The sequence below is a fragment of the Kitasatospora albolonga genome, assembly GCF_039535905.1.
GTDB lineage: Bacteria > Actinomycetota > Actinomycetes > Streptomycetales > Streptomycetaceae > Kitasatospora > Kitasatospora albolonga.
Genome location: NZ_BAAAYB010000059.1, coordinates 16,252 through 41,605, shown reverse-complemented (window position 1 = coordinate 41,605; position 25,354 = coordinate 16,252). Strand labels below are relative to the sequence as shown.

The following is a 25,354-nucleotide window of genomic DNA, read 5'->3' as shown; positions in this document are numbered from 1 at the left end:
GGGACTGGAGACCGTCCGCTGGCGCCGCGTGGTGCTGGCCGCGTTCCGGGAGTCGGCTCCGGGCCTCGCCGACCTCGGTGACGTCGGCCGGCGCATCGAGGCGGCGCTGGAGCGCCGGACCGACGGGCAGCGTTTCGTCACCGGCATCCTGGCCCAGATCGACCTCCAGGGGCTGGTCACCCTGTTCAACCACGGCCACCCCGCGCCCACTGCTGCTCCCGGCCGGCGGGGAGGACGAGCTGGTCGAACCGTCCGAGACGGTGCCGCCGTTCGGGCTGGCCGCCCTGACGGGCGGCGGACAGCAGGACAGCGTCACGCGGTTGACACTCCGTCAGGGCGACCGGCTGCTGCTCTACACCGACGGCCTGAGCGAGGCCCGCGACCGGGAGGGCCGGTTCTACCCCGTGCGCGAACGGGGGCGCGGCCGCTGCTGCGCGGCTGCGCCCCGAGGAGGGCGCTGCGGCGACTGCGGGCGGACGTGGCCGCCTTCACGGGCGCGTCCGCCCGACGACGACTCCGCGCTGCTCCTGCTGGAGTTCGTCCCGCCGTCCTGACCCGCCGTCCGGCGAACCGCCCCGTCTCAGTGGGCGGGCCGCCAGGAGGGAGCGGGTGTAGTCGGTGTGCGGGGCGGCGAAGAGCTCGTCGCGCGGAGACTGTTCGACCAGGCGGCCGTGGTGCATGACGGCGATGCGGTCGCAGAAGTGGCGGACCACGGCGAGGTCGTGGGAGACGAAGAGGAAGGGCGACGTCGAGGCGCTCGCGCAGTTCGGCGAGCAGGTTGAGGACCTGGGCCTGGGACGGAGACGTCGAGGGCGGAGACCGGTTCGTCGGCGATGATCAGGCGCGCGGGCCGGGGGCCAGGGCCCGGGCGATGCCGATGCGTTGGCGCTGGCCGCCGGAGAACTCGTGCGGGTGGCGGTCGAGGTGGGCGGCGGAGAGGCCGACCTGTTCGAGGAGTTCGGCGGCGCGCTCGCGGGCGTTCGGGGGCGGTGAGGGCGGTGTGCAGGCGCAGCGGGGTGTCCAGGGTCTGGGCGACCGTGCGGCGGGGGTTGAGGGAGGCGTACGGGTCCTGGAAGACCAGCTGGACCTCGCGGCCAGGCGGCGGCGCAGGGCGCGGTCGGGGCGGGTGGCGTCCTGTCCGTCGTAGCGGATCGTGCCGCCGGTGGGGGCGTTGGAGGCCGGCCAGCACCCGGGAGGTGGTGGACTTGCCCGAGCCGGACTCGCCGACCAGGCGAGGCTCTCGCCCGGGGCGATCCGCAGGCTCAACCCCTCGACGGCGCGGAAGGGCATCGGCCGTGCGGAAGGGGTGACGGCGGCGGCCCGGGAAGTGCACGGACAGGTCCTCGACCTCGACCCAGCCAGGAGGTCGGGGTACGGTGGGCCGCCCTGGGTGCCGTACGGGCCGGGGCGGGTGACGGGTCGTCGACGTGGGCAGCACCGAGCCCGGGACGGTGTCCAGGGTGACGCGCGGCCCCGACCAGGGCGCGGGTGTACGGCTGCCGCGGGGCGGCCAGCAGGCTCGGCGGTCGGGGCGGTCTCCACCGTCTCGCCGTGGCGGAGCACCAGGGTGCGGTTCGGTGTGACGGGCCACCACCCCGAGGTCGTGACTGATCAGCAGGACGGCGGTGCCGTTGCTCGCGCCGCAACATCGCCCAGCAGATCCAGCACTTGGCTCTGCACCCGGGGCGTCCAGGGCGGTGGTGGTTCGTCGGCGACCAGGACGTCGGGCCCGTTCATCAGGGCCATCGCGATCATCACCCGCTGGCGCATCCCGCCGGAGAGACCGGTGCGGATGGTCGCGGGTCCGGGCCGCCGGGATGCCGACCCGGTCGAGCATCTCGGCCGCCCGGCGGCGGGCCTCCGCCGTCCCGCGCCGGGGTGGTGCAAGCCGGTACATCTCGGAGAGCTGGGCGCCGACGGTGTGGAACGGGCTGAGCGAGGTCAGCGCGTCCTGGAAGACCAGGCGATCCTCTCCCCGCGCACCCGGCGCAGCTCCTGCCTCCCACCCGCGCCGACCAGCTCCTGTCCGCCGAGACGGGCGGAGCCGGTGGACGGTGGTGGTGCGGGGTCGTGCAGGCCGAGCAGGGCCAGCCCGGTGCGGACTTGCCGGAGCCGGACTCACCGACAGCCCAGGACTTCGCCCGGGGCGACGGTCGAAGGGAGAGGCGCGCACGGCCCGTACGGGTTCGGCCCCGTCGCGGGCGGCGAAGCCGACGGAGGAGGTCGCGGACGCTGAGCACCGGCGCGGTCGAGGTGTTCGTGGTCATCGGGAAAGCTCCTGAGGCGGGGTCAGCTGAGGCGGATGCGCGGGTCGAGCCAGGCCACCACCAGGTCGGCCAGGGCCACGAAGAGGACCACGAAGCAGGCGGCGAGCAGCACGGTGCCGACCACGGCGGGGCAGGTCCTGGCCCGCCACCGCCTCGGCGGCGAAGGTGCCGACGCCGTTCAGGCCGAAGACGGTCTCGGTGATCACGGCCCCGCCGAGCAGGGCGCCCGCCTCCAGCCCGAGCAGCTGGACCAGCGGCCCGGCCGCGCCGCGCGCGCCGTGTACTTCAGGTGGGCCCGCAGCCGGCTCAGGCCCTTGCCGCGCGCGGTCCGGACGTACTCCTCGTCCATGGTCTCCAGCAGCTGGGGCGCGGGAGAGCCGGGCGAAGACGGCGGAGTTGACGAAGCCGAGCACCAGCCAGGGCAGCAGCATCCCGCCCACCCAGGCGGCGGGGTCGGTGGCGGGCGGGGTGTAGGCGGGCAGCGGCAGCAGGCCGGTCGAGTGGACCAGGCCCCACTGGGCGAGGTAGCCGAGGAAGTAGATCTGCACGACTGGCGCCGAGCAGGGTGAAGCCGGAGAGCAGCCGGTCGGTGCGGGTGCCGTGTGGCACAGCGCGGAGACGAAGCCGGTGCCCAGGCCGAGGACCAGCAGCACGGCCAGGGCCCCGGCGGTGGAGCGAGAAGGTGACCGGCAGGTGCTCGGTCAGGGCCTGGGTGACGGGCTGGTGGAGCCGGTAGGAGTAGCCCAGGCAGGGGGCGGCGCAGTCGATGACCGAGCCGTCCACGTCGCTGATCCCACGTCCGGCGACGACCCCGGCGAGGTAGTCGGTGTACTGGTGAGCAACGGCTGGTCCAGGCCCATGCTCTGACGGACCGCCGCCACCTGCCCGGAGTCGCAGCGCGGGCCGCAGGCGGCCCGGGCCGGGTCGGCGGGGCGGCGTGGGAAGAGCACGAAGGCGGCGGCGGAGACCGCGGGCCAGCACGGCGAGGGGCCTGGAGGGCCCGCCGCAGGGCGAAGGAGAGCATGGCCGGTCCGGTTCGTGGATGCGGGTGGTACGAGGTGGGTGCGGCCCGCCGGCCCGGCGGAGGCGGGGCCGTGCGGAGGCGTCAGGCCTTGAGGAAGACCCACGCGAGGCTGACGGACCCGTAGATCGGGTGGATGAAGGCGCCGCCGACGTTGGCGCCGCGCAGCTGGGTGGCGTTGGGGTAGGGCGAAGGGCAGCACCGGGACGTCCTTCATCACGGTCTGCTCCAGCGCGTACAGCTCCTTGGCCTTCTGCCGGGGCTCGCCGATCTGGTTGATCCGGTCGATCTCCTTGTCCACCGCCGGGTTGCGGTAGCGGGCCGAGTTGAGGTCGCTGTTGGCCCGGCCGTCGAAGGAGAACGGGACGAGCGTGGACGGCGTCGGCCAGTCCACCGAGCTGGTCTCCTCGAACAGGTCGTACGGGGAGTCGGCCCGGTGCGCCTCGTCCAGCAGCGCCTTGGCGTCCACCGGCTTGGGCACGATGGTGATCCCCGCCTTGGCGAAGCCGTCCACCAGCACCTGGGCGACCCGCTGCCCGTTCGGGGTGTTGGCGTACGCGTAGGTGAGGCTGGTGGGCGCCTGCTTGGCCTTGGCCAGGGCCTGCTTGGCGGCCTCCGGGTCGCCCGCGGGCTTGGCCGGGTAGAGGTCGTACTTCTGCCAGTCGAGCAGCGCCGGGGAGCTGAGCGTGGTGGCCAGCTCGCCGACCCGGGAGCCGCCGAGCACCTGGCGGGCCTGCTGGCGCGGGTAGGCCAGGTGCAGGGCCTTGCGGACCTCGGGGTCGGCGACCCGCTCGTTGTTCACCACCAGCTGGGTGACGAAGGCGCCCTGACGGCCGGTCACCACCAGCTCCTTGGCCTTCGGGTCGGTGTCGGTGGTCTGGTACAGCTCGGGCGAGAGCTGGGTCGCCACGGTGGTGGCGTTGGCGCCGCCGTCCCGGCCGGAGAGGATCTCCTGGTTGATGTTGAGCGCCTCCTTGCCGAAGCTGAAGACGAACTTCTCCGGGTACTGATTGCGGATCGGGTCGGTCTCCGGCTTCCAGTGCGGGTTGCGCTCCAGCACCAGGCGGGTGTTCTGGACGTGCTCGGCGATCCGGTACGGGCCGCTGGCGAAGGGCAGGCGGTCGTAGTCGGTGCCGGTGTCCTTGTCCTTGCGGACGGGGGAGGACGAGGACTGCGCGGCCATGTACGGCACGTCGGCCTGCGGCTGCGGGAAGCGGAGGACCAGGGTGCGCTCGTCCGGGGTCTCGATCGCGGCCAGGTCGCCGTCCTGCGGGCCGGCGCGTACTTCTTCCGGGCGTCCTCGTAACTGGCCTCGCCGGTCAGCCACTGCGCCCAGTACGGCGGGCCGACCTCGAAACCCTTCCCGAAGGAGCGCTCGATGCCGTACTTCACCTGCTGGGAGGTGATCGGCTGCCCGTCCTCCCAGGCCACGCCCGCCTTCAGCCGGTACGTCCAGGTGCGGCCGCCGTCGGTGGCGGTACCGGTGTCGGTGGCGAGGTCCGCCGACCAGCTTCGCCTTGCCGTCCACCACCTGGTACTGGGTCAGCTGACGGCCCCACAGCAGCGAGGTGTTGTAGGCGGCGCCCGCGTAGACCTTCTGCGGGTCGAGGTGGCGGAGTCGGTGGTGTTGTAGACGTTCACCGTGCCGCGGGCTTCGCACCGGGGACGGCGGGCGCCGGGCCGGCGCTCTCCTGCTCGGTCGCCGAGGGCGGCGGTGCAGCGGGGAGGTGTCCTTCGCTCCGGGGCCGCGCCACCGCCGCCCGCACCGGCTCCCGCCGAGCAGGCGGTGGCGAGCCAGCGCGGTGGCGAGGACGGCGAGGGTCGCTTTGGTCAGGCGCATGGCGGAGTGACTCCTTGCCCCGACGTGCGGGGCGGTAGGGGTGGTTGTCGTTCTGACGGTGGCTCAGCGGGCGGAGCGGGGATCCAGCGCGTCGCGGACCGCGTCGCCGAGCAGAGTTGAAGGCGAGCACGAAGACCAGCAGCGCCACGCCGGGGAAGACCATGTAGGTCGGATCGGCCTGGAAGACCTCGGAACCGCGCGAGATCATCCGGGCCCCAGTCCGGGACGGGCTCGGTGATGCCGACCCCGAGGAAGGAGAGCACCGCCTCGGAGGCCACGAAGCCCGGCACCGCCATCGTCGCGTGCACCAGCAGCTGGGCCCGGACGTTCGGCAGCAGTTCCCGGAGGACGATGTGGAATCCGCCGGCCCCCTGGGCCTTCGCCGACTGCACGAAATCCCTTTCCCGGAGGGAACGCACCGCCGAGCGGAGGGAGAGCGCGAGCGGAATCCAGCCGAATGCGGAGAACACCAGGATCAGCACCAGGAATTGCATCCACTCCGGCTCGGCCTCGCTCGGATCGACCAGCCGGGACTGCACCACGGGGCTGAGCGCGAGGAGCAGGAGCAGGGTCGGGAAGGCGAGCAGGACGTTCGAGAGGAAGCCGAAGATCCGGTCCGTCAGACCGCCCAGGTAGCCGACCGCGACGCCGGCCAGGACGCCGAGCAGGGTGGTGACGGCGGCTGCCGCGAAGGCGATCAGGAGGGAGGTGCGGATGCCGTAGAGCAGCTGGGTGAACACGTCCCGCCCGAGGCCCGGCTCCAGGCCGAACCAGAAGTCGGCCGAGATCCCGCCGTTGGGGAGCATCGGCAGGCCCGAGTCGCTGAGCAGGCCGGGCGCGTTCTGGCCGTAGTGCTCGGTGGGGTTCTTGCCGTAGGCGGCGGCGATCAGCGGGGCGGCGAGGGCGAGGAGGAGGAAGAGCGTCACCACCGCGAGGGCGGTGGCGCCGGTGCGGTCGCGGAGCAGCCGGGAGAGCGGCGAGTTGCGTACTGCGGGCATGAGAGGCGTACTCCCCGAAATTCTCCGCCGCCCCGTGGGTGAGGGTGCGCTGATGTGCATGAAGGGACGGCCTTCCAGGGGTTTCCCGGCGGCCCGTCGAATGCCATCAGATCGGATGCGATGCGCCTTTCGCAAATCATTCTCCGGCGCTGATTGCACACTGTTTCGCACAGGACGACGGCTTCATTCCACCGCAATGTTGCCGACACGGGAAAACGGGCAAATACCTACACAACGGTTCGACGGCGGCCCGACTGAGACCTCCGCCACACGTAAGGTGCCGCCATGCCTCCACTGCTCTTCCTCGATGTCGACGGCCCGCTCATCCCGTTCGGCGGAGCACCCGAGGAGTACCCCGCCCACGGGGCCGACGACGCGAACCCCCTCCTGCGCCGGATCGACCCCGCGCACGGGCCACGGCTGGCGGCGCTCCCGTGCGAACTCGTCTGGGCGACGACCTGGGAGGAGGAGGCGAACGAGTACGTCGCCCCGCGCCTGCACCTGCCGCGACTCCCGGTGGTGGTCTGGCCGGAGCCGACCCGAGCGGACGAGGAGGACGACGAGCGGCACGGGCTGCACTGGAAGACCCAGACCCTCGTCTCGCTCGCCGCCGGGCGCCCGTTCGCCTGGGTGGACGACGAGCTCACCGACGCCGACCGGAGGTGGGTCGCCGCCCGCCACCCGGGCCCCGCGCTGCTCCACCGCGTCGACCCCCGCCGTGGTCTGACGGAGGGTGACTTCGCGGCGCTCCGGTCCTGGTTGCTGGAAAACCAGGTGACCTCGGGGCGGGCGGGGCAGCAGAATCAGGGCACCGGCCGCGAGGCCGACAGCCCGTAGCTCAGTCGGTCAGAGCACCGCCCTGATAAGGCGGGGGTCGCTGGTTCAACTCCAGCCGGGCTGAGCGGGTGTAGCTCAATTGGCCAGAGCAGCCGCCTCCAAAGCGGCAGGCTGGGGGTCGAGTCCCCTCCGCCCGTGCAGTGAGCAGGACCGCCGTCAGATCCCGGTGTTGACGGCGTAGAAGGTGACCGCGGCGGCGGCTCCCACGTTGAGGGAGTCGATGCCGTGGGACATCGGGATGCGGACCCGGCGGGTGGCGGCGGCCAGGCCTTCGGGGTGAGGCCGTCGCCCTCGGCGCCGAGCATGACGGCGGCCTGGGGAGGGTGTGCGGGGCGGTGGCGTTGAGGTCGTCCGCGCCCGAGGGCGTCAGGGCGAGGAGTTCGAAGCCGGCCTCGCGGACGGTGGGCCAGGGCGGACGGCCAGGGGTCGAGGCGGGCGTACGGGACGGAGAGACCGCGCCCCATCGAGACCTTGACGGCCCGTCGGTAGAGCGGGTCGGCGCAGTCCGGGGAGAGCAGCACGGCGTCCATCCCGAGGGCGGCGGCGCTGCGGAAGATGGCGCCGATGTTGGTGTGGTCGACCAGGCCCTCCAGGACGGCCACCCGGCGGGAGCGGTGAGAAGTTCGGCGGCCTCCGGGAGCGGCTTGCGCTCCATCGAGGCGAGGCGCGCCGCGGTGCACGTGGTAGCCGGTGACCTCCTCGGCCAGCCCGGGCTCCACCACGTGGACCGGCGCCGGGGTCTCGGCGATCACGTCGGCCATCACGTCCAGCCACTTCGGGGTGAGCAGCATCGACCGCATCCGGAACCCGGCCGCCACCGCCCGGCGGATCACCTTCTCGCCCTCGGCGATGAAGAGGCCCTCCTCGGGCTCGCGCCGGCGGCGCAGCTCCACGTCGGTCAGGCCGGTGTAGTCGGCCAGGCGGGGGTCGGTCGGGTCGGTGATGGTGCTCGGTTCTGCCACCCGTCGATCTTGGCACAGGTGGGGAGGGGTGGCGTTCGGCGAGGAAGCGACCGGGCGCGGAGACGATGATGGGCACATGGCCGTCGTCCCGATCGAACCCCGTCCGCTGAACGCCGCCGAGCGCGCCGTCCTGGAGCACCTGCTCGCCGCCGACTTCCCCGGTGCCCCGGAGCTGCGCGCGCAGCTCGACCGGGTCGAGGTGGTGGCCGCCTGGTTCGAGGGGTCGGTCAGCGTCGACCTGCGGGTGCGCGGGGCGGCGGAGACGGACCGGCGCTCGGTGCTGCTGCCGGTGGGTGCCGAGGTGTACGACGAGGACGGGGCGTACGTCGGCGAGCTGCTGCTGTGGGCGGAGGGCGGGGAGTTCCTGTCCGCCCTGGAGTACGCCTGGGTGACAGACGAGATGCCGACCGTACTGCCGAGGGTGGACCGGCTCCGCGTAGGGGTCTGACGGCGGGTCGGCCGGGCCCGGCCGTTTCAGGAGGCCGGGCCGAGGCCCTCCTGAGTCCATCGCACCACACTGCCCCACCCGCCCGTAGCGCGGCGACGGTCGGGCGGGGCTCGGCCCATCGGGTGGTGGCGGACGGTGCGTCAGCCCGGCGGCGCCGTGGGTGTGATCGCCGAGCCGAGACTGGCCGGACCGATGTTCCCGGAAGAGTGGAGTCCGCCCGTGCGCCGATCGTCCGGGGTGGCCGTCGCGGCCGTGTTGCTCGTCCTCGGTGCCGCTCCGCCCGTCGGGGCCGTGCTCCCCCGGGCCGGGACCTCGTACACCGTGACCGCGTGCGATCCGAACACCACCCGGCCCGGCAGCCCGCAGCAGGTGCAGGTGGACCCGGCCTGGTTGGAGGGCGGCCGGATGGTGGCGGTGATGAACAACCCGGGCACGGTCAATCCGGGGCTGGGTGCGCCGCCGCCCACCCCCGGGATCTTCTACGGCACTCCGCTCTGCGTGGTCGGGCCCCTGGTGAACGGCGTGCCGCAGGCGGCACGTTGGGTGTTCTGTCTGAACCACCCGCTGGCCGCCTGCGGCGAGGCGCCGTTCGTCCGGGGCGGCACCGAAGGTGCGAAGGAGCCGCTGACCGCGCTGCAACGGGCCCGGGTGGCCCACCTGCTCTCCCCCGGGGTGGCCGACTACTCGACCTCCTCCACCCGGGGCCTGATGGCCCAGCGGATCTGGTGCGTGACCGAGAACCTGCCCGCCGGAGCGCCACTGCCCGACCCGGACCGCTACCCCGGCGTCACCTGCCCGGACTGGGGCACGATCGACCCGACGCTGCCCGCCGAGCCCGCCCTCACCCTGACCGCCGGGCCGGACGCCGAGGCCGGTGCGGAGATCCCCTTCGAGCTGACCAGCACGGCCGGCCGGGTGCGGGTGACGGCCACCGGGACGGACGGGCTGACGCTCTGCCAAGGCGCGCCGGGAACCCTGACGGACGGGCTGCTGGAGCTGCCGGCCGGGACGACCGCGACCAGGCTCTGCGCCCGGCGCGCGGACGGCGGCAGCGGTGCGGTGCGGGTGGAGGGGGCGGAGACGGTGACGGACCCTCAGTTCCTGATCCCCACCGAGACCCCGGAACGCTGTCAGGGGTACGTGGACACGGTGGGCTCGCGGCGGACGCTGACCGCCTCCGGCACGGCGAACTGGCGCCCGGCGACGACACCCCCGGTGGTCCAGGCCCCTCTGCCGTCGATGGCGCCCGTACCACCCGGCGCGGCGGCCCCGGCGCCGCCGAGGACACCCGAGGTCCAGGCCTCGCCGGGCGGCCCGCAGACCCCGGCGGCACCGGAGACCCTGGCCGCCCCACCGTCCGAGCCCGCCCGGCCGGCCCACCCGCCGGCGCCGCTGCCGCCCGCCGAGGCCTGGACGCCCACACCCGAGCTGCGCGTCATCGAGGGCAGCCTGCCGGAGACCGGGACCGGGGAGGCCCCGGTGCTGCTCACCGTGGCGGGCGGGCTGTCCGCCCTCGGCGGGTTGCTGCTGGCCGGTGCCCGCCGCCCGCGGCGGTGACGGCCCGTCAGGCGACGTCGAGCAGGGCGAGCAGCTCGCGCTCCCGCTCCGGAGTCAGACCGGCGGCCAGGGCCGGGGAGTCGGTGCGGACCCAGTGGAGCAGGTCGGCGAGGATCTCGGTGCGGGGGCGGTGGGTCAGGCCGGCGGCGAGGGCCGCGGCGCCCGGGCGGGTGGAGTGGCTCTGCAGGTCGGGGTCGGCCAGCCACATCGGGAGGGAGTCCGGGCCCATCCACTGCTGGACGCCCTGCTCCAGCAGCCAGTCGGACGGGGCTGGGACCACCGGGCCGGTGTGGCCGCCGACGGTGCGGGAGAGCTCCACCCACTCGCCGAAGGAGAGGACGGGGCCGACCGCGTCGAAGGTGCCGGACGTGCCCCGCTCGGCGGAGTGCAGCAGCCAGGCGGCGAGGTCACGGACGTCGATGGCCTGGGTGGGCAGGGCCGGGGTGTCCGGGACCAGTAGCGGCGCCTCGGGGGCGCGGGCGGCGCGGGCCACCCAGTAGGCGGTGCGGCCGGTGCGGTCGCCGGGGCCGCCGATCAGCCCGGCGCGGGCGATCAGCAGACGGTCGCCGAGGGCGGCGGCCGAGGCCTGCTCGCAAGCGACCTTGGCTTCGCCGTACGTCTCCCGGGCCGCCTCGCGGCCTTCGAGCGCGGGCAGCAGTGCGGCCGACTCGTCGGCGCCGACGGGGTGTTCGGCGTAGGCGCTCACCGAGGAGACGTAGCTCCAGTGCCGGGCGCGGGGCGCGAGGGCGTCCAGCGCGTCCTGGACGTAGCCGGGCTGCCAGCTCACCTCCACCACGGCGTCCCAGTCACGCCCCGTCAGTTCCCGGTACGCACCGGGCTGCGAACGGTCCGCCGCGACGAGGGTGGCGCCCTCCGCCACCCCGCCGCTCTCGCCCCGGGCGAGGCAGGTGACGCGGTGGCCGAGGGCGAGTGCCTGCCGGGAGACTTCCCGGCCGAGCCAGGCGGTGCCGCCGAGTACGAGGAGATCCATGCCACCCACCCAAGCACTCCCCACCGAGACCCGCCAGAAGCTTCGCTGACGGCGGATCAGGCGGGCGGCCCGAGCGCCGGTACCGGGCCTCAGCGAGGGCTGAGGAGGCAGAACTCGTTGCCCTCCGGGTCGGTCAGGATTCGCCAGTGGATGGAGGACTGGTCGATGCCCGGGTCGGAGGCGCCCAGGGCGCGCAGACGGGCCTCCTCCGCCTCCGGGTCGTCACCGCGGTACGGGCTGACGTCCAGGTGGACGCGGTTCCAGCCGAGCTTGGGGTCGGGGGTGCGGATGAACTCCAGGTAGGGGCCGACGCCCTGGGCCGAGCGCATGCTCGCGTGCCCGTCGGCGACCTCGTGCACCGTCCAGTCCATCGCCTCGCCCCAGAAGCGCGCCATCTCCCGCGGGTCGGCGCAGTCGACCACCACCGCGGCGACCGGCCCGGTGTCCCCGTAGACCTCCCGGGGCTCCAGGACGCAGAACTCGTTGCCCTCGGGGTCGGCCATGACCGTCCAGGGGACCTCGCCCTGTCCGACGTCGGCGAGCGTGGCGCCGAGCTCGATCAGACGCGCGACCAGCTCCGCCTGATGGGCCGTCGAGGTGGTGGCCAGGTCGAGGTGCACCCGGTTCTTCCCCGTCTTGGGCTCCGGACGGGCGATGATGTCGATGCAGACCGCCGAGGGGTCGGGGTAGGCGAAGCCGACCGGCTCGAGGTTGGTCACGCCGGGCGCCTCGCTGTCGATGCCCCAGCCGAGTGCCGCCGCCCAGAACCGGCCGAGCGCGGCGTCGTCCCGGGCCTTCATGTTGATCTGCACGAGTCGTGTCGCCATGCGGATGATCATAAGCACCGATGAGCCCGGCGCCGAGCGGCCTCGCAACGCTACGCCGCGCGCACGAAGGGTTTCTGGTGCCGCCGCTCGGGGAGCGGTGGCTTCTGCGTGCGCGTCGGCGAGGAGGATGTCGTCCACGTGGCCGGCGGCCGGTCTGCGTGTGCTGTGCCGAGAGAGGCGGGTGCGGTGGAGATCACGGTGCAGTGGGTCAGGACGTTCTGGACGAAGGAGTCGCGGGGCGGTGAGGCCGCCGCCCGGCGGAACGCCGCCGCGACGGGCTTCGTCCTGCCGACCGGCCTCGGCCCGCTCGCGCACCACGTCAGGATGGACGAGCGCCACGGCTTCGAGCCCCGGGAGTCCCGGGTGGAGCGGCGCGAGGTCGCGGTCAGCCTGCGGGAGACGGACGGCACGCTGCGGGTGCTGCCCCGGGTGGACCCGCTGTTCGGGCTGCCGCCCCGGCACCGCCGGCCACCGGCCGTACGGCTGCGGCCGGGCCAGTGGGTGCGGTGGCAGCTCAACTACCGCTTCAGCAGCGCGGCGGGGGTCCGTGACTGGTCGTACTGGCTCGACACCTTCAACATCGCCTACGGCCCGGTGGCCCTCGGGACGTTCCTGACCGAGCCGACCGTGTCCGTCGACGAACGCGGCCCGGTCCGGTAGCCCTCCGGACGGGAGCGGAAGGATGGCGGCATGGCCGAGCACCGGATCCCCGAGCGTCACGCCCAACTGCTGAAGTACGCACGGAGCCTGGCACCACCAGCGGGTTGGAAGACGGAGGTGTCGGGGGACGCGATCATCATCGCAGCCGGCCCGTCGGTGATCCACCAACGCAACCTGCTGCTGGTGCGGGAGCAGTTCGACGCGCACCGGCCCGCCGATCTGATGCCCAGTGAGAACACCGACCTGGCCTCGCCGAACGTCGGCAAGCTCCGCAATCCGGACCTGACCTACATCCCGGTCTCCGTCGTCGAGCTGGGTGGCAACGACGTCCCGGCGGAGCTGGCCGCGATCGCGGTGGAGATCGTCTCGCCGTCCAACCCCGAGAACGACCTGGTGGGCAAGGTCCGCGACTACCCGTTGATGGGCATCCGGGTCTACCTGCTGATCGACCCCCGGGAGGGGACGGTGGCGCTGTACTCCGAGCCCGGCGGCGGGGTGTACCACCGCAGGTGGACCGGGAAGTTCGGCGACGCGGTGCCCGTCCCGGAGCCGTTCGGGTTCGAGTTGGGCACCGCGGAGCTGATCCGCTACCCGAGCTGACGGGGCGGCACCGGTCAGGCGTGCCAGAGGGCGTCGCGGCGGTGGCGGGCCGGGGGGACGTCCGCGCCGTCGACGGAGTGGCCGGCTCGGTGGAGGCCGCGGATGCGGTCGGCGGCGAGGCGGGCCCGGAGCCGGGCACGGGCGTTGGACGTGGCGATCATGGTGGTGCAGCTGTCCGTCCTGCCGTCGAGGCGGTACGGATGCCAGCTGCGGAGCCGGCGCAGGGTCGGGGCCGGGACGGGGCGGCGGCCTTCGCTTGCGGCGCGGGCCAGTTCGGCGTGCGGGTAGCGGAGGTCGAGGCGGGCGAGGGAGACCGGTCCGGGCCCGGTGCTGCGGAGCCGGTACGGGGTGGTGCGGACCGTGCGGGACATCGAGGACCTCCGTAGGGCCCTCCGGGATCTCCGGAGGTACCTACGGCGGGTGCGCGGTGTCGGACACCGTGGCGACCCTCCCTCGGGCGGTCATGACGGAACGGCACGGGAACGGTACCGCCGGGGAGGCCCCGCCCGGGAGGGGCGGGGCCTGACGAGGGGTCAGTGCTGGCCGAGGACGTTGACCACGTCGCCGATGACGATGACGGCCGGGGGCTTGATGCCCTCCGCCGTGACGACCTCGGCGACGGTGGCGAGGGTGGCGTCGACGCGGCGCTGGGCGGCGGTGGTGCCCTCCTGGACGACGGCGACGGGGGTGGTGGCGGGGCGGCCGTGCTCGATCAGCTTGGCGGCGATCGCGCCGATCTTGTCGACGGCCATCAGGAGGACCAGGGTGCCGGTCATCCGGGCGGCGGCGTCCCAGTTGGTGAGGGAGCGCTCGTCGGGGCCGACGTGGCCGGAGATGACGGTGAACTCGTGGGTCATGCCGCGGTGGGTGACCGGGATGCCGACCGCCGCCGGGACGGAGATGGAGCTGGAGATGCCGGGGACCACCGTGACCGGGACGCCGGCCTCCAGGCAGGCCAGCAGCTCCTCGCCGCCGCGCCCGAAGACGTACGGGTCGCCGCCCTTGAGGCGGACCACGAACTTGCCGTCCTTGGCGTGGTCGATCAGGGTCTGGTTGATCGCCTCCTGGGCCATGTAGCGGCCGTAGGGGATCTTGGAGGCGTCGATCACCTCGACGTGCGGCGGCAGCTCGTCCAGCAGCTCGCGCGGGGCGAGCCGGTCGGCGACCACCACGTCGGCGTCGGCCAGCAGGCGGCGGCCGCGCACGGTGATCAGGTCGGGGTCGCCGGGGCCGCCGCCGACCAGGGCCACGCCCGGCTCGCGGGTGCGGAACTGACGGGCCGCCAGGGAGCCGTCCCGCAGGGCGTCCACGATGGTGTCGCGCAGGGCGGCGGAGTGCCGCGGGTCGCCGGTCAGGACGGAGACGGTGGTGCCGGAGTCGCGGCCGGTGGCGGCGGTCCAGGCGGTGGCCGCGGCGGCGTCGTCGCTGCGGGCGCAGAACACCCGCAGGCGCTCGGCCTCGGCGGAGACGGCGGTGTTGACGGCCGGGTCGTCGGTGGCGACCAGGGCGTACCAGGAGTCGGCGAGGTCGCCGTCGGCGTACCCGCGCCGGTGCCAGGTGAGCTCGCCGGCGTCGGCCATCGCCTGGACGGCGGGGGTGGTGGAGGGCGATATCAGGTGCACGTCCGCCCCGGCGGCGAGCAGTGCCGGGAGCCGGCGCTGGGCGACCTGGCCGCCGCCGATCACGACGACGCGGCGGCCGGTGAGCAGCAGTCCGACGGGGTAGGGGGTGCGGCCCTCGGTGCTGGGGTGGGGGTTGGGCGCGGGGGTGGTCATCGGCGGTGCTCCTGGGGCTGGCTGGGGAGAGGGTTTTGCGTGGGACGACAGCACTCCCCCGCACCGGCGCGCCCTCGGGCCGGTGGGGAGGAGTGCTGGGGCGGGGGCTGTCCGACCGTGCCCGCCGGATCAGGCCGGGTCGTTCGGTGCGTGCGATCGGCGTGCGGCCGGGACGCCCTCGTAGCGGAGCTACTTGGGCGTCCCGGCCGTGCGGCGAGCGTGCGTGCCGGGCGGGCCGGACCCGGCGGGCACGGTCGGACAGCCCCCAACTAGTTCTTCTCGGTGACGCCGGCGGAGTCGAAGGTGGCTACATCGTGCATCGCGCGGGCCGCACTCTGCACCAGCGGGAGGGCCAGCAGGGCGCCGGTCCCCTCGCCGAGGCGCAGGTCGAGCTCGATCAGCGGGCGCAGTCCGAGCTTCTCCAGAGCGGCCTTGTGGCCGGGCTCGGCGGAGCGGTGGCCGGCGATGCACGCGGCCAGCACCTCGGGGGCGATGGCCTTGGCGACCAGTGCGGCCGAACCGGCGATGACGCCGTCCAGGATCACCGGGGTGCGCAGCGAGGCGGCGCCGAGCAGGAAGCCGGCGATGGCCGCGTGCTCCAGACCGCCGACGGCGGCCAGTACGCCGATCGGGTCGGCCGGGTCGGGCTGGTGGAGGGCCAGCGCGGTCCGGATGACCTCGATCTTGCGGGCGTGCGTCTCGTCGTCGATGCCGGTGCCGCGCCCGGTCACCTCGGCCGGGTCGAGACCGGCGAAGACCGAGATCAGGGCGGCGGAGGCGGTGGTGTTGGCGATGCCCATGTCGCCGGTGACCAGCACCTTGTTGCCCGCCGAGACCAGGTCACGGGCGGTCTCGATGCCGACCTCGATCGCCTTGAGCGCCTCCTCCCGGCTCATCGCCGGGCCCTGGGTCATGTCGTCCGTGCCGGGCTTGACCTTGCGCGGGAGCAGGCCGGTGGTGCGGCCGTTCTGGACCGGGCCGGGCAGCTCGGAGGCCACGCCGACGTCGACCACGCAGACCTCGGCGCCGACCTGGGCGGCGAAGGCGTTGACCACCGCTCCCCCGGCCAGGAAGTTGGCCACCATCTGGGCGGTGACCTCCTGGGGCCAGGGGGTGACGCCCTGGGCGTGCACGCCGTGGTCACCGGCGAACACCGCGACGCAGCCGGGCTCCGGGATCGGCGGCGGGCACTTGCGGGACAGGCCGCTGAGCTGGGCACCGATGATCTCCAACACGCCCAGCGAACCGGCCGGCTTGGTCATCCGCTTCTGCCGGTCCCAGGCGTCGCCGAGCGCCTTGGCGTCCAGCGGGCGGATGCCGCGCAGGGTCTCGGCGAGGAGGTCCGACGGCTCCTCGCCCGGCAGGGCGCGGTTGCCGTACTGCTCCTCGTGCACCACCCAGGAGAGCGGGCGCTTCTTGGCCCAGCCCTGCTGCTGGAGCTCGGGCTCGTCCGGGAAGGAGTCCACGTAGCCGACGCAGAGGTACGCGACCACGTCGAGGTGGTCCGGCAGGCCGAGCTCGCGGACCATCTCCTCCTCGTCGAAGAAGCTCACCCAGCCGACGCCCAGGCCCTCGGCGCGGGCGGCCAGCCAGAGGTTCTCGACCGCCAGGGCGGCCGAGTACGGGGCCATCTGCGGCTGGGTGTGGCGGCCCAGGGTGTGGCGGCCGCCGCGGGTGCGGTCGGCGGTGACCACGATGTTGACCGGGGTCTCGAGGATGGCCTCGATCTTGATTTCCTTGAACTGCTTCGCCCGGGCCTTGGGCAGCGAGTCGGCGTACGCCTCGCGCTGACGCTCCGCCAGCTCGTGCATCTTGCGGCGGGTCTTGGCGGAGCGGATCACCACGAAGTCCCAGGGCTGCGAGTAGCCGACGCTGGGCGCGGTGTGGGCGGCCTCCAGGACCCGGATCAGCACCTCGTGCGGGATCGGGTCCGGGCGGAAGCCGTTACGGATGTCGCGGCGCTCCCGGATCACCTGGTGGACGGCCTCGCGGGCGGCCTCGTCGAAGCCGGCGGCCGCGGGCGGGCGCTCCTCCTCGGCGACGGCACCGGTCCCGGCCTGCTCCTCGGTCTCGGCGACGGCGGCGTCGGTGGGGACCTCCGCGGCCTCGGTCGCCACGGGCTCGGTCGCCACGGCCTCGGCGGACGGCTCGGCCTCAGGGGCCGACTCCTCGGCAGGGGTGGCGACGGCGGCCTGCCCGGGCTGAGCGGCCGGCCCGGTCTCGGCGGGCTGCTCGGCGGCGGGCACCTCAGCGGCGGCGTCCCCCGGGACGGTGGCCCGGCCCGGCTGCGGCTCGGCCTCGACGGCCGGCAGACCGTCCGGGGCCGGGGCGGCCAGGAAGGCGGAGATCCGGCCGGGCTGACGGGCGGGCGCGGCGGCCTGCGCCGGAATGGCGACGGTCTCCGGCTGCTCGGCGGTGGGCTCCACCGCGACGGCCACGGCGGCCGCGACCGCCAGGTCCTCGACGGCCGGGGCGGCCCCGGGCTCGGCGGGCACGGCCTCGGCGAGCGGCAGCTCGGGCGCGGTCGACTCGCTGACGGTCCGTTCGGTCTGCTCGGTCTGCTCGGCGGTGGCGGCGAGCGCCTCGGCCTCCGGGGCCGCCTCGGGCTGGGCGGCCGGGACGGCCTCCGGCTGCGGGACGGCAACCGGCTCCACGAAGACGGGTTCCAGCGAGATCGGCCCGGCCTGCGCCGGAGCGGCCTCCGCGACCGGCTCGGCGGACGGGTGCTCGGCCGGCTGCTCGACCGCGACCGGCTGGGCCGGCTCGACCGGAACCTCCGCGAGCGCCTCGGCCGGGGCCTGCGGCGGCTGCTGCTCCTCGACGGCGGTCCCGGCGGTCTGGACGGCCTCGGCGGGGACGGTGACCGGGGCCTCGTTGACCACGGTCTCCACGACCGGGGCCTCAGCAGCGGCCGGCCCGGCCTCGACCACCGCGACGGGCTCCACCGCGACGGACTCGACCGCAACCGACTCCACGGCCACGGACTCGACGGCCACGGACTCGACGGTGGTCTCGACCGCCTCCACCGCGACCTGCTCGACGGCCACCGCCACGACCTCCGCCGGGGCGGCCTCGGCCACCACGACGGGCTCGACGGCGATCGGGGCTCCGACGGCCTGCACGTCCTCCGGCTGGACCGGCGCGCCGGCCTCCGGCTGGAGCTGTGCGGGCACCGGAACGGCCTGCACCGGCACCGCGGCGGTCGGCACGGGCGCGGCCAGCGGAGGAGCGGGGACGATCGGCACGCCGTACGCGGGGGTGCCCCCGGACGGGCCGCGGTCGGCCAGCGAGCGGACCGGGACGTGACCGGTCATCAGGGACGGGTCCGGGATGGGCGGCCCGGCGTGCAGCGGGCGGCGCTGCGGCTGAGGGGGCGTCACCGGGACCGTCTGCACAACCGGTTCTGCGGCCGCCACCGGCGCGGTCGCCTGGACGGTGTTCGCCAGCGCGTCCGGCACCACGCCGGGCGGGGTGAACTGGCCCGCGCCGTTCCCGGCCGCCGGGGCGCCTGGGAACGGCGCGACGGCGAGCGGATCGGTGAGCGGGTCGGCGAGGGGCGCGACGGCGGGGTCGACGCCCGGCACCGGCGGGGCCAGCGGCGGCCAGGACGGCTCGACCGGGGTGCCGTGGGCGGGCGTGCCCTGGGCCACGCCGTCCTGGGCCACGGCGTCCTGGACCGGGGTGCCGTGCGCCGGGGTGCCGTGCAGCAGGGGGTCCTGGAGCGGAGTGCCGTGCGCCGGGGTCCCGTGCAGCGGCACGCCGTGCGCGGGGGTGCCGCCGAGCTCGTCGACCGGACGGAGCGTCACCGTGTCGACCAGGGGCGACCCGAGGCCGGGTGCCGAGGGCGCCGCGGGGGGCGGCCGCCGGGATCGCGGTCTCGCCGACCATCACGGTCTCCACCGCGCCGTGCACCGGGACGTCGCCCCAGGAGGCCTGCGGGCCGGGCATCAGCAGCAGGTCCTCCTCCTCGTCGTCGAGGAAGGTGTACGCGGCGTGCCGGGCCGGGGCCTGGCCGGGCAGCGGGACGCCCTCCGGGCGGCCGAGCGGGTCGGCGCCGCCGAGCAGGTGCTCGGGCAGGCCCTCGCTGGGAACGTGGCCGCCATCGGTCATGTCAAAGCTCCTTCCGGGCGCTGCCGCACCCTTGGCGCGACGGTCGCCGACCGCCGCGCCCAACTCCGCTCGGGGCGGGCCGTGCTCCCGCCCGTCCATCCGTCCGTCCAGCTGCCCGGCGTCCGCCGTGCCGCGCTTCCGGACCGGGCGCCTCCCGTGGGAGGGGTGGCGCACCATCAGAAACAACGACAGCTGGGGACAACCGGCACGACCGCGCCGGACCCAACGGCATTCTTCCGGCCCGACCCGCGCCGCGTCGAATGTCCACGGCCCCTCCGGGCTGTAAGTTCCGCCACGTCAGAAAGGTGGCAAACAGGCCGAACTGGACACGAACCGACGACCGCCGCGCAGGCGGGAGGCTTCACCCTACCGGCCCGCCCCGAACGGATACCGAATCCCTGTCCGAATCCTGATCACACCGCGGCAGTTTGGCCGGGGGCCGTTGACGGAGCCCCGACAGCCCCGGCCGGCGCCGAGCGAGGGGCGGACCGACGGACGGTCCGACGGCCCGTCAGGAGGCCAGCTCTCCCCAGAGCACCAGACTCTGCTGCCCCGTGCCGAGGGCCAGCCCGGGCACGCCGCCCGGGGCCGGGGCCAGTGGCGCGGACTGCAGCAGCGCGCCGTCCGCGCGGTAGCCGGCGGCGGTGATCGCGGTCCGGACCGCCTCCGCCTCGGCCAGCGTGCGGGCGATGGCGACCAGCCGCTCCGGTCGCCGCGCGAGCACCGCGCCGACCACCTCGGCGCCGCCCGCCTCGACCATCACCGCGTCCGGCTCGGGCAGGCCGCCGAGCACCTCGGGGCCCACCCCGTGCACCACTTCGACCTCCACGCCGTAGCGGCGGGCGTTCACGGTGATCTGGGCGCAGGCCGAGCGGGAGGCCTCCACCGCGACCACCGCCGCGCCGAAGCGTCCGATCTCCACCGCCAGCGCCCCGCTGCCCGCGCCGACCGCCCAGACCAGCTCGCCCGGCACCGGGCCGAGCCGGGCGAGTGCCAGCGCGCGGACGTGCGGCGGCAGCGCGGCCCCGGCGCCGCCCGCCGTCCCGGCGAGCTGCTCCGCCCCCGCGTACGCCCGGCCGTCGAGGGCCCAGCCCCGGTCCGGGCCGGGGAAGCCGAGGGGGCGTCCGGCCAGCCAGCCGGAGGTCTCGCCGGGAGCGTGGTTGGGCCCGGCGCCGCCGATCACCAGGACCACGGCCGGATCGCGCCAGTCGTGGTCGGGCACCCGCTCGGAGGTGAGGACGGTGACGTCCTCGTCCGGGGTGCCGAGCGCCTCGCAGACCACGAAGGTGCGGTGCACCCCGCGGAGCATCAGGGCGAGCTCGCTGGGCCCGGCGCCGGGGGTGGTGAGCACGGCGACCTTCGGGTGGGCGCGGCAGACGTTGGCCGCCCGGCGCAGCCGACCGCCGTGGGCGCTGACCACCTGGGCGTCCTCCCAGGGCATCCCGGCCCGGGCGAAGGCGGCGGCCACCGAGGAGACGGCGGGCAGCACCTCGAGTTCGAGTCCGTACTCGGGGCGGCGGAGTTCGCGCACCACCCCGAAGAAGCCGGGGTCGCCCTCGGCGACCACCACGGCGGCACCCCGGTGGGCGGCGATCCGGCGGGCCGCCTGCTGGACGCTGCCCAGGGTGAGCCGCTCCGCGCCGGCCGGCACCGGCAGCGCGGACAGCTGGTACGGGGCGCCCGCCACCAGGGTCGCGCCCGCGAGTGCCGAGGCGGCCGCCTCGGTCAGCGGAGTACCGTCCCACCCGATGACCGTGATCCGGTCCGCCATCTACCGCTGCTCCCCTTAGGCCCCGTGACGGTCCGTCCGCCCGCCCGGTCCGAGGCTACCCGGTGGGACCGGCCCGGGACGGGAAAGCGCGGCGGGAAACTCGCACAGCAGTGCGTGAACTCCCGACGACACGTCAGCGCGGCCCGTCGCCGGCGGTCAGCGCTGCCCCGCGTGGTCGGCCTCGCGCGGCGCCAATGGCTCCATGTCCTCCGGCAGCAGGCTCCACAGGATCAGGTCGCTGCGGCTCTCCTCCGCGGTGCCGTCCCCCTCACCACCGCGGACTATCCAGGCGCTGCGCAGCACGCCCTCGCTGATGCAGCCGAGCTTCTGGGCCACCTGCTGGGCTGCCGTGTTCCCGGCGGCGGTGCGCAGCTCCAGGCGGAGGAAGCCGCGGTCCTCGAACAGCCACTGGGCCACCCCGTTGACGGCCTCGGGCGCGTAGCCCTCGCCGCGGGCCCAGGAGGCGGTGACGAAGACGACCTCGGTGGAGAGCAGCCGCCAGTCGGTGGAGCGCAGTTCGACCACGCCCACCATCCGCTGGGTGAGGTGCTCGGTGACGGCGAAAACGATTCCGCGCCCCTCGATGCGGCGGGCGGGCGCCAGCATCCTGGTCCACTCCCGCGCGTGCTCCTCGGTGAAGGGCTGCACGACGTCGGTCCAGGCGTGCACCAGCTCGTCGTCCATCATCGCCACCAGGCCGGGGACGTCCCCGCCCGCGAGGGGTCGCAGCAGCAGCCGCTCGGTGCTGATCGCGGTCTCGGGGAAGCTCGCAGGCATGCCGTCTCTCTCCTCGCCGGGTCGTGGACACACGGTACGCCCCGCCCTGCCCGGGCCGTGACACGGTACCGGGTGGAACGCCGACGGCACCCCCACCACACGGATGGGGGTGCCGTTCTGAGCGGCCGTCAGGAGCCGCTGCCGGCGGTTCAGAACGCCGGGATGACCGAGCCCTTGAAGGTGTCGTCGATGTACTGCTTGACCTTGTCGGAGTGCAGCAGCTCGGCGAGCTTCTTCACCCGCGGGTCGTTCTCCTTGCCCTTCTTGACGGCCAGGATGTTGGCGTACGGGTTGCCCTCGGCCTTCTCCAGCAGGATCGCGTCGGTGGCGGGCTTGAGGTTGGCCTCGATCGCGTAGTTGCCGTTGATCACGGCGGCGTCCAGGTCGGGCAGCGAGCGGGGCAGCTGGGCGGCCTCCAGCTCCTTCCACTTCAGGTGCTTCGGGTTGCCCGTCACGTCGGCCGGGGTGGCGGCGGTGCCCACGCCCTCCTTGAGGGTGATGACGTTGTTGTCGGCGAGCAGCTTGAGCGCCCGGCCCTCGTTGGTGGTGTCGTTGGGCAGGCCGACGGTGGCGCCGTCGGGCAGCTCGGCGGCCGACTTCACCTTCTTGGAGTACAGGCCGAGGGGCTCCAGGTGCACCGTCTCGACCGAGACGATGTCGGTGCCCTTCTTCTGGTTGAAGTCCTTCAGGTACGGCACGTGCTGGAAGTAGTTGGCGTCGGCCGAGCCGTCCTGGACCGAGGTGTTGGGGGTCACGTAGTCGGTGACCACCTTGACGTCGAGCTTGAGCCCGGCCGCGTCGGCCAGGTTCTTCTGGACGTACTCCAGGATCTGGGCGTGCGGGGTGGGGCTGGCGACGACCTTCAGCGGTGCGTCGGGGCTGGAGCCCGAGGACGAGGAGTCGCTGCCGCAGGCGGTCAGGGACAGGGCGAGCCCGGCGGTGGCGAGGATGCTGACGGACTTCAGGACGTTACGCACGAAAAGTGCCTTTCTCCATGGGTGATGCGGGTGGGACGGGGTGTGGTCAGTGCGGGAGGACGAGTTCTTCGTCCTTCTCCGAGGTGGTGGTGCGGGAGCGCAGCAGGCGGGTGGTGCCACCGGAGGAGCCGCGGTCGGTCAGCCGACGGACGATCAGATCGCCGATCAGCTGGATGACGGTCACGATGACGGCCAGCTCGGCGACGATGACCCACATGAAGCCGGTCTCGAAGCGCAGGTAGCCGTAGTTGACGGCGAGGAAGCCGAGGCCGCCGCCGCCGACGGTGCCGGCCATCGCGGAGAAGCCGATCAGCGCGATGATCGTGGTCACCACGGAGGAGACCAGCGAGGGCAGCGACTCGGGGAGCAGCACCTTGCGGACCGAGGTCCAGGTGCCGCCGCCCATCGCGTGGACGGCCTCCAGCAGCCCGCCGTCGACCTCACGGACGGAGGTCTCCACCAGCCGGGCGAAGAACGGGATGGCGCCGACCGTCAGCGGCACGGTGGCCGCCTCCCAGCCGATGGTGGTGCCGGCGATCGCCCGGGTGAAGGTCTGCAGCGCGACCATGATGATGATGAACGGCATCGAGCGGCCGAGGTTGACGACGGCTCCGATGACCCGGTTCACCGGGGCGTTCTGCAGTGCGCCGCCCTTGTCGGTGAGCACCAGCAGCAGGCCGAGCGGGAGCCCGAGCAGCACGGTGACGACGGTGGAGACGCCGACCATCTGGAAGGTCTCCCAGGTGGCGGGCCACATGAGCTCCTGCATCTGGTCCCAGGTCATGCCGCCGCTCCGTCCTTCTGGTCCAGCACGTCCACCTGCAGGCCCTGCTCGCGCAGGAAGCCGATCGGCACCACGTTGTCCTGGTGGCCGCCGGGCAGTTCGACCCGCATCCGGCCGACCATCCGGCCGGAGACGGTCTCGACCGCGGCGCCCAGGATGTTGATGTCGATCTGGTAGGTCCGGGCCAGCTGGGAGACGAACGGCCGGGCCGAGCTGTCGCCCTGGAAGGTGATCTCCAGCACGGTGTTGCCGGGGTGCCCCTGGCCGAACTCGCCGAGCGGGAACAGCTCCCGGGCCACCTCCGACCCCTCGGTCGCGAGCAGGTCGGTGAGCTTGCCGGACTCCACCACCCGGCCGTCGCGCATCAGGGCGGCGGAGTCGCAGACGGACTTGATGACGTCCATCTCATGGGTGATCAGCAGCACGGTGAGGCCCAGCTGTTGGTTGAGGTCGCGCAGCAGCGCCAGGATCGAGCGGGTGGTCTCCGGGTCGAGGGCCGAGGTGGCCTCGTCGGAGAGCAGCACCTTGGGGTCGCCGGCCAGCGCGCGGGCGATGCCCACCCGCTGCTTCTGGCCGCCGGAGAGCTGGCCCGGGTAGTTGCGGGCCTTGTCGGCGAGGCCGACCAGCTCCAGCAGCTCGGCCGCCTTGCGGCGGCGCTGGGCACGGTCCAGGCCGATGATCTCCAGCGGGAGTTCGACGTTCTCCTGCACGGTGCGCGAGGAGAGCAGGTTGAAGTGCTGGAAGACCATGCCGATCTTCTGCCGGGCGGCCCGCAGCTCCTTGCCGGCCCGGTGCTCGGTGCCGGGCAGCGCGGTCAGCTCCACGCCGTCCACGGTGACCGTGCCCGAGCTGGGGCGCTCCAGCATGTTGACGCAGCGGATCAGGGTCGACTTCCCGGCACCGCTGGTGCCGACGACCCCGTACACCTCGCCCTCGCGGACGTGCAGGTCGACTCCGGCGAGCGCGGTGGTCTCGCGGCCTCGGCTTCGGTAGACCTTGGTCAGGTCCTTGGTGGTGATCACGGCTGCTTCCGTTGTTCGGGGGCGGACGAGGGCGTGCGGGGGCACACCTCTGAGGGTGGGTCAGGTCCGGCCATGCTTCGATCGTGGCCGCTGGGCGGCCGGGGCGCGCGTGGGCGTGGCCCTTACGTGTCAGGGCTCGCGGCGCGGGGGGAAGAGGGAGTTGAGCAGCCCTCAGAAGCGACACATTCGACAGCGACACATGCAGCTCTCACCCGTCGGCATGGTGCCGATGGCGGTGCGCGTCGTCGTCGTGGTCATGGGTGAAAGTAAATCAGACATATGGACACGGTCCCAATTATCAGGAGCCGATGTCCGCACTTCGGACACGACACTGTCACCTCAAGGGTGACGGCGCCCCGACCGAGGGTTCGGTCAGGGCGCCGTGGGTGTCGTGAGGGGTGGTTCAGGCAGCGGCGGCGACCGGCGGGTGCTTCTCCAGGGTGACCACGCTCAGCCGGCCGGAGACCTCGCGGACGGTGGTCTGCCGGTAGCCGTGGCGGGCGTAGAGGCGGAGGTTGCCCAGGCTGCGGTGGCCGGTGAAGAGCTGGTACGAGCCGACGGTGTGCTGCTCGTGCAGACGGCGCTCCACCGCCTCCAGGAGCCGGCCGCCGAGGCCGTGCCGCTGCATCCGGGGGTGCACCACCAGACGGCCGATGTGCGCCGTGCCGTCCTCGTCCACCGAGCCGCGGACGGTGCCGACGATCTCGTCGCCGAGGCGGGCCACCAGGACGTGGCGCTCCGTCAGCTCCGCGCGCAGACTCTCCAGGGTCTGGGTCAGCGGTTCGATCGCCCAGTCTCCGTACAGTTCGGCCTCGGACTGGTAGCCGAGGTACTGGAGCTTGAGGATCGCCTCCGCGTCCTCCACGCTCGCCACCGAGATGTTCACGCTCATGCCCATGTGCGGGGGCCTCCCCATCGTTGGTTCCGGTGCGCGCGGTGAGGGTTCCGCACCGGTCGCCCTGCCGAAGGATTGCCCGGCCGGGGATCCGCCCTGACCGGGGGTCGCGCAGACGCGTCCCGGCTGTCCTCCGGAACCGGCTCTGCGCGCACGCCCAGTATCGGGCCGGGTGAGGAGGCGTCAAGGACGCGTTCGCCACCGCTCTACCCACCGGCCCGCCGGCGGCAACCCT

The 25,354-nt window shown here is 73.9% G+C and carries 23 protein-coding genes, 2 tRNA genes and 4 pseudogenes; 9 read left to right on the top strand and 20 right to left on the bottom strand.

The features are described from left to right. Window positions 1-199, bottom strand: a 199-nt coding sequence (locus ABD946_RS14140) for a hypothetical protein (RefSeq protein ID WP_345283454.1), incomplete at its 3' end; no start/stop codon positions are given. Window positions 200-209: 10 nt separating this feature from the next. Here ABD946_RS14140 and ABD946_RS14135 point away from each other — a divergent pair. Further along, entirely contained in the window at window positions 210-554 is a 345-nt protein-coding gene (locus ABD946_RS14135) for a SpoIIE family protein phosphatase (RefSeq protein ID WP_345283453.1), read from the top strand. Window positions 555-837: 283 nt separating this feature from the next. Here the strand turns inward: ABD946_RS14135 and ABD946_RS14130 are convergent, their stop codons facing one another. The 7 genes and pseudogenes from ABD946_RS14130 to ABD946_RS14100 all read right to left on the bottom strand — a co-directional run bounded on the left by ABD946_RS14130 (window position 838) and on the right by ABD946_RS14100 (window position 6,126). After that, on the bottom strand, window positions 838-1,290 hold the full coding sequence (locus ABD946_RS14130; RefSeq protein WP_345283447.1) for an ATP-binding cassette domain-containing protein: 453 nt from the start codon (window positions 1,288-1,290) through the stop codon (window positions 838-840). Further along, window positions 1,201-1,438 (bottom strand): annotated as a pseudogene (locus tag ABD946_RS14125) (hypothetical protein); the annotation flags it as partial. The pseudogene ABD946_RS14125 and the gene ABD946_RS14130, both read right to left, overlap by 90 nt. Window positions 1,439-1,611: 173 nt before the next feature. After that, window positions 1,612-1,755: a hypothetical protein gene (locus tag ABD946_RS14120; protein WP_345283451.1), complete on the bottom strand. Its 144-nt coding sequence runs from the start codon at window positions 1,753-1,755 to the stop codon at window positions 1,612-1,614. Between the two features lie 508 nt (window positions 1,756-2,263). Beyond that, window positions 2,264-2,920 (bottom strand): ABC transporter permease family protein, encoded by a 657-nt coding sequence (locus ABD946_RS14115; protein ID WP_345283446.1) that lies wholly within the window; start codon window positions 2,918-2,920, stop codon window positions 2,264-2,266. Between the two features lie 79 nt (window positions 2,921-2,999). Continuing rightward, window positions 3,000-4,615: pseudogene (locus tag ABD946_RS14110) on the bottom strand (ABC transporter substrate-binding protein); the annotation flags it as partial. A 68-nt stretch (window positions 4,616-4,683) separates the two neighbouring features. After that, window positions 4,684-4,731, bottom strand: a pseudogene (locus tag ABD946_RS42710) (hypothetical protein); the annotation flags it as partial. Window positions 4,732-5,118: 387 nt separating this feature from the next. Next, window positions 5,119-6,126 carry an ABC transporter permease gene (locus ABD946_RS14100; protein ID WP_345283441.1) on the bottom strand — a complete coding sequence of 336 codons (1,008 nt, stop codon included), beginning with the start codon at window positions 6,124-6,126 and terminating at the stop codon, window positions 5,119-5,121. A gap of 285 nt (window positions 6,127-6,411) precedes the next feature. On the opposite strand from ABD946_RS14100, the gene ABD946_RS14095 reads away from it, so the two are divergent. The 3 genes from ABD946_RS14095 to ABD946_RS14085 all read left to right on the top strand — a co-directional run bounded on the left by ABD946_RS14095 (window position 6,412) and on the right by ABD946_RS14085 (window position 7,101). Then, window positions 6,412-6,963 (top strand): HAD domain-containing protein, encoded by a 552-nt coding sequence (locus ABD946_RS14095; protein WP_345283440.1) that lies wholly within the window; start codon window positions 6,412-6,414, stop codon window positions 6,961-6,963. Next, window positions 6,954-7,027 (top strand) — tRNA-Ile (locus tag ABD946_RS14090). Before ABD946_RS14095 ends, ABD946_RS14090 begins: the two co-directional genes overlap by 10 nt. Then, window positions 7,028-7,101: transfer RNA gene (locus tag ABD946_RS14085), tRNA-Trp, on the top strand. A gap of 191 nt (window positions 7,102-7,292) precedes the next feature. Here ABD946_RS14085 and ABD946_RS14080 read toward each other — a convergent pair. Then, window positions 7,293-7,724, bottom strand: a pseudogene (locus ABD946_RS14080) (TrmH family RNA methyltransferase); the annotation flags it as partial. Window positions 7,725-7,743: 19 nt separating this feature from the next. On the opposite strand from ABD946_RS14080, the gene ABD946_RS14075 reads away from it, so the two are divergent. The 3 genes from ABD946_RS14075 (at window position 7,744) to ABD946_RS14065 (ending at window position 9,930) form a co-directional block, all read left to right on the top strand. Continuing rightward, window positions 7,744-7,875, top strand: coding sequence for a hypothetical protein (locus tag ABD946_RS14075; RefSeq protein ID WP_345283439.1), 132 nt, complete (start codon window positions 7,744-7,746; stop codon window positions 7,873-7,875). Between the two features lie 126 nt (window positions 7,876-8,001). Next, window positions 8,002-8,373, top strand: a complete 372-nt coding sequence (locus ABD946_RS14070; RefSeq protein ID WP_345283438.1) for a hypothetical protein — start codon at window positions 8,002-8,004, stop codon at window positions 8,371-8,373. Window positions 8,374-8,592: 219 nt separating this feature from the next. Continuing rightward, window positions 8,593-9,930, top strand: a complete 1,338-nt coding sequence (locus ABD946_RS14065; protein ID WP_345283436.1) for an LPXTG cell wall anchor domain-containing protein — start codon at window positions 8,593-8,595, stop codon at window positions 9,928-9,930. Window positions 9,931-9,937: 7 nt separating this feature from the next. Here the strand turns inward: ABD946_RS14065 and ABD946_RS14060 are convergent, their stop codons facing one another. Both ABD946_RS14060 and ABD946_RS14055 read right to left on the bottom strand, forming a co-directional pair. Beyond that, complete coding sequence (locus ABD946_RS14060; RefSeq protein ID WP_345283435.1) at window positions 9,938-10,921, bottom strand: Rossmann-fold NAD(P)-binding domain-containing protein; 984 nt, start codon at window positions 10,919-10,921, stop codon at window positions 9,938-9,940. 89 nt (window positions 10,922-11,010) lie between these two features. Beyond that, on the bottom strand, window positions 11,011-11,748 hold the full coding sequence (locus ABD946_RS14055) for a VOC family protein (RefSeq protein WP_345283434.1): 738 nt from the start codon (window positions 11,746-11,748) through the stop codon (window positions 11,011-11,013). Between the two features lie 186 nt (window positions 11,749-11,934). Here ABD946_RS14055 and ABD946_RS14050 point away from each other — a divergent pair, with 186 nt between their 5' ends. Beyond that, a complete protein-coding gene (locus tag ABD946_RS14050) occupies window positions 11,935-12,408 on the top strand; it encodes a hypothetical protein (protein WP_345283432.1) in 474 nt (157 codons plus the stop codon). Window positions 12,409-12,438: 30 nt separating this feature from the next. Beyond that, window positions 12,439-13,008 (top strand): Uma2 family endonuclease, encoded by a 570-nt coding sequence (locus ABD946_RS14045; RefSeq protein WP_345283431.1) that lies wholly within the window; start codon window positions 12,439-12,441, stop codon window positions 13,006-13,008. 14 nt (window positions 13,009-13,022) lie between these two features. Here the strand turns inward: ABD946_RS14045 and ABD946_RS14040 are convergent, their stop codons facing one another. The 9 genes from ABD946_RS14040 to ABD946_RS14000 form a co-directional block, all read right to left on the bottom strand. Continuing rightward, the gene (locus ABD946_RS14040) at window positions 13,023-13,379 is read right to left on the bottom strand and encodes a hypothetical protein (protein ID WP_345283430.1); all 357 of its coding nucleotides are present in this window, start codon (window positions 13,377-13,379) and stop codon (window positions 13,023-13,025) included. Window positions 13,380-13,541: 162 nt separating this feature from the next. Then, window positions 13,542-14,783 carry a uroporphyrinogen-III C-methyltransferase gene (cobA, locus tag ABD946_RS14035; RefSeq protein WP_345283428.1) on the bottom strand — a complete coding sequence of 414 codons (1,242 nt, stop codon included), beginning with the start codon at window positions 14,781-14,783 and terminating at the stop codon, window positions 13,542-13,544. Window positions 14,784-15,052: 269 nt separating this feature from the next. Further along, entirely contained in the window at window positions 15,053-18,589 is a 3,537-nt protein-coding gene (cobT, locus tag ABD946_RS14030; protein ID WP_345283426.1) for a nicotinate-nucleotide--dimethylbenzimidazole phosphoribosyltransferase, read from the bottom strand. Between the two features lie 815 nt (window positions 18,590-19,404). Further along, window positions 19,405-20,664, bottom strand: a complete 1,260-nt coding sequence (gene cbiE, locus ABD946_RS14025) for a precorrin-6y C5,15-methyltransferase (decarboxylating) subunit CbiE (RefSeq protein WP_345283425.1) — start codon at window positions 20,662-20,664, stop codon at window positions 19,405-19,407. Between the two features lie 156 nt (window positions 20,665-20,820). Then, window positions 20,821-21,441, bottom strand: a complete 621-nt coding sequence (locus ABD946_RS14020) for a GNAT family N-acetyltransferase (protein ID WP_345283424.1) — start codon at window positions 21,439-21,441, stop codon at window positions 20,821-20,823. Between the two features lie 149 nt (window positions 21,442-21,590). Beyond that, the gene (locus ABD946_RS14015; RefSeq protein ID WP_345283423.1) at window positions 21,591-22,418 is read right to left on the bottom strand and encodes a MetQ/NlpA family ABC transporter substrate-binding protein; all 828 of its coding nucleotides are present in this window, start codon (window positions 22,416-22,418) and stop codon (window positions 21,591-21,593) included. A 46-nt stretch (window positions 22,419-22,464) separates the two neighbouring features. Next, window positions 22,465-23,202, bottom strand: coding sequence for a methionine ABC transporter permease (locus ABD946_RS14010; RefSeq protein ID WP_345283422.1), 738 nt, complete (start codon window positions 23,200-23,202; stop codon window positions 22,465-22,467). Continuing rightward, a complete protein-coding gene (locus ABD946_RS14005; RefSeq protein ID WP_345283420.1) occupies window positions 23,199-24,224 on the bottom strand; it encodes a methionine ABC transporter ATP-binding protein in 1,026 nt (341 codons plus the stop codon). The genes ABD946_RS14010 and ABD946_RS14005 overlap by 4 nt, the downstream gene beginning before the upstream one ends. Before the next feature lie 403 nt (window positions 24,225-24,627). Then, on the bottom strand, window positions 24,628-25,122 hold the full coding sequence (locus ABD946_RS14000) for a GNAT family N-acetyltransferase (protein ID WP_345283419.1): 495 nt from the start codon (window positions 25,120-25,122) through the stop codon (window positions 24,628-24,630). Window positions 25,123-25,354 lie beyond the last annotated feature (232 nt).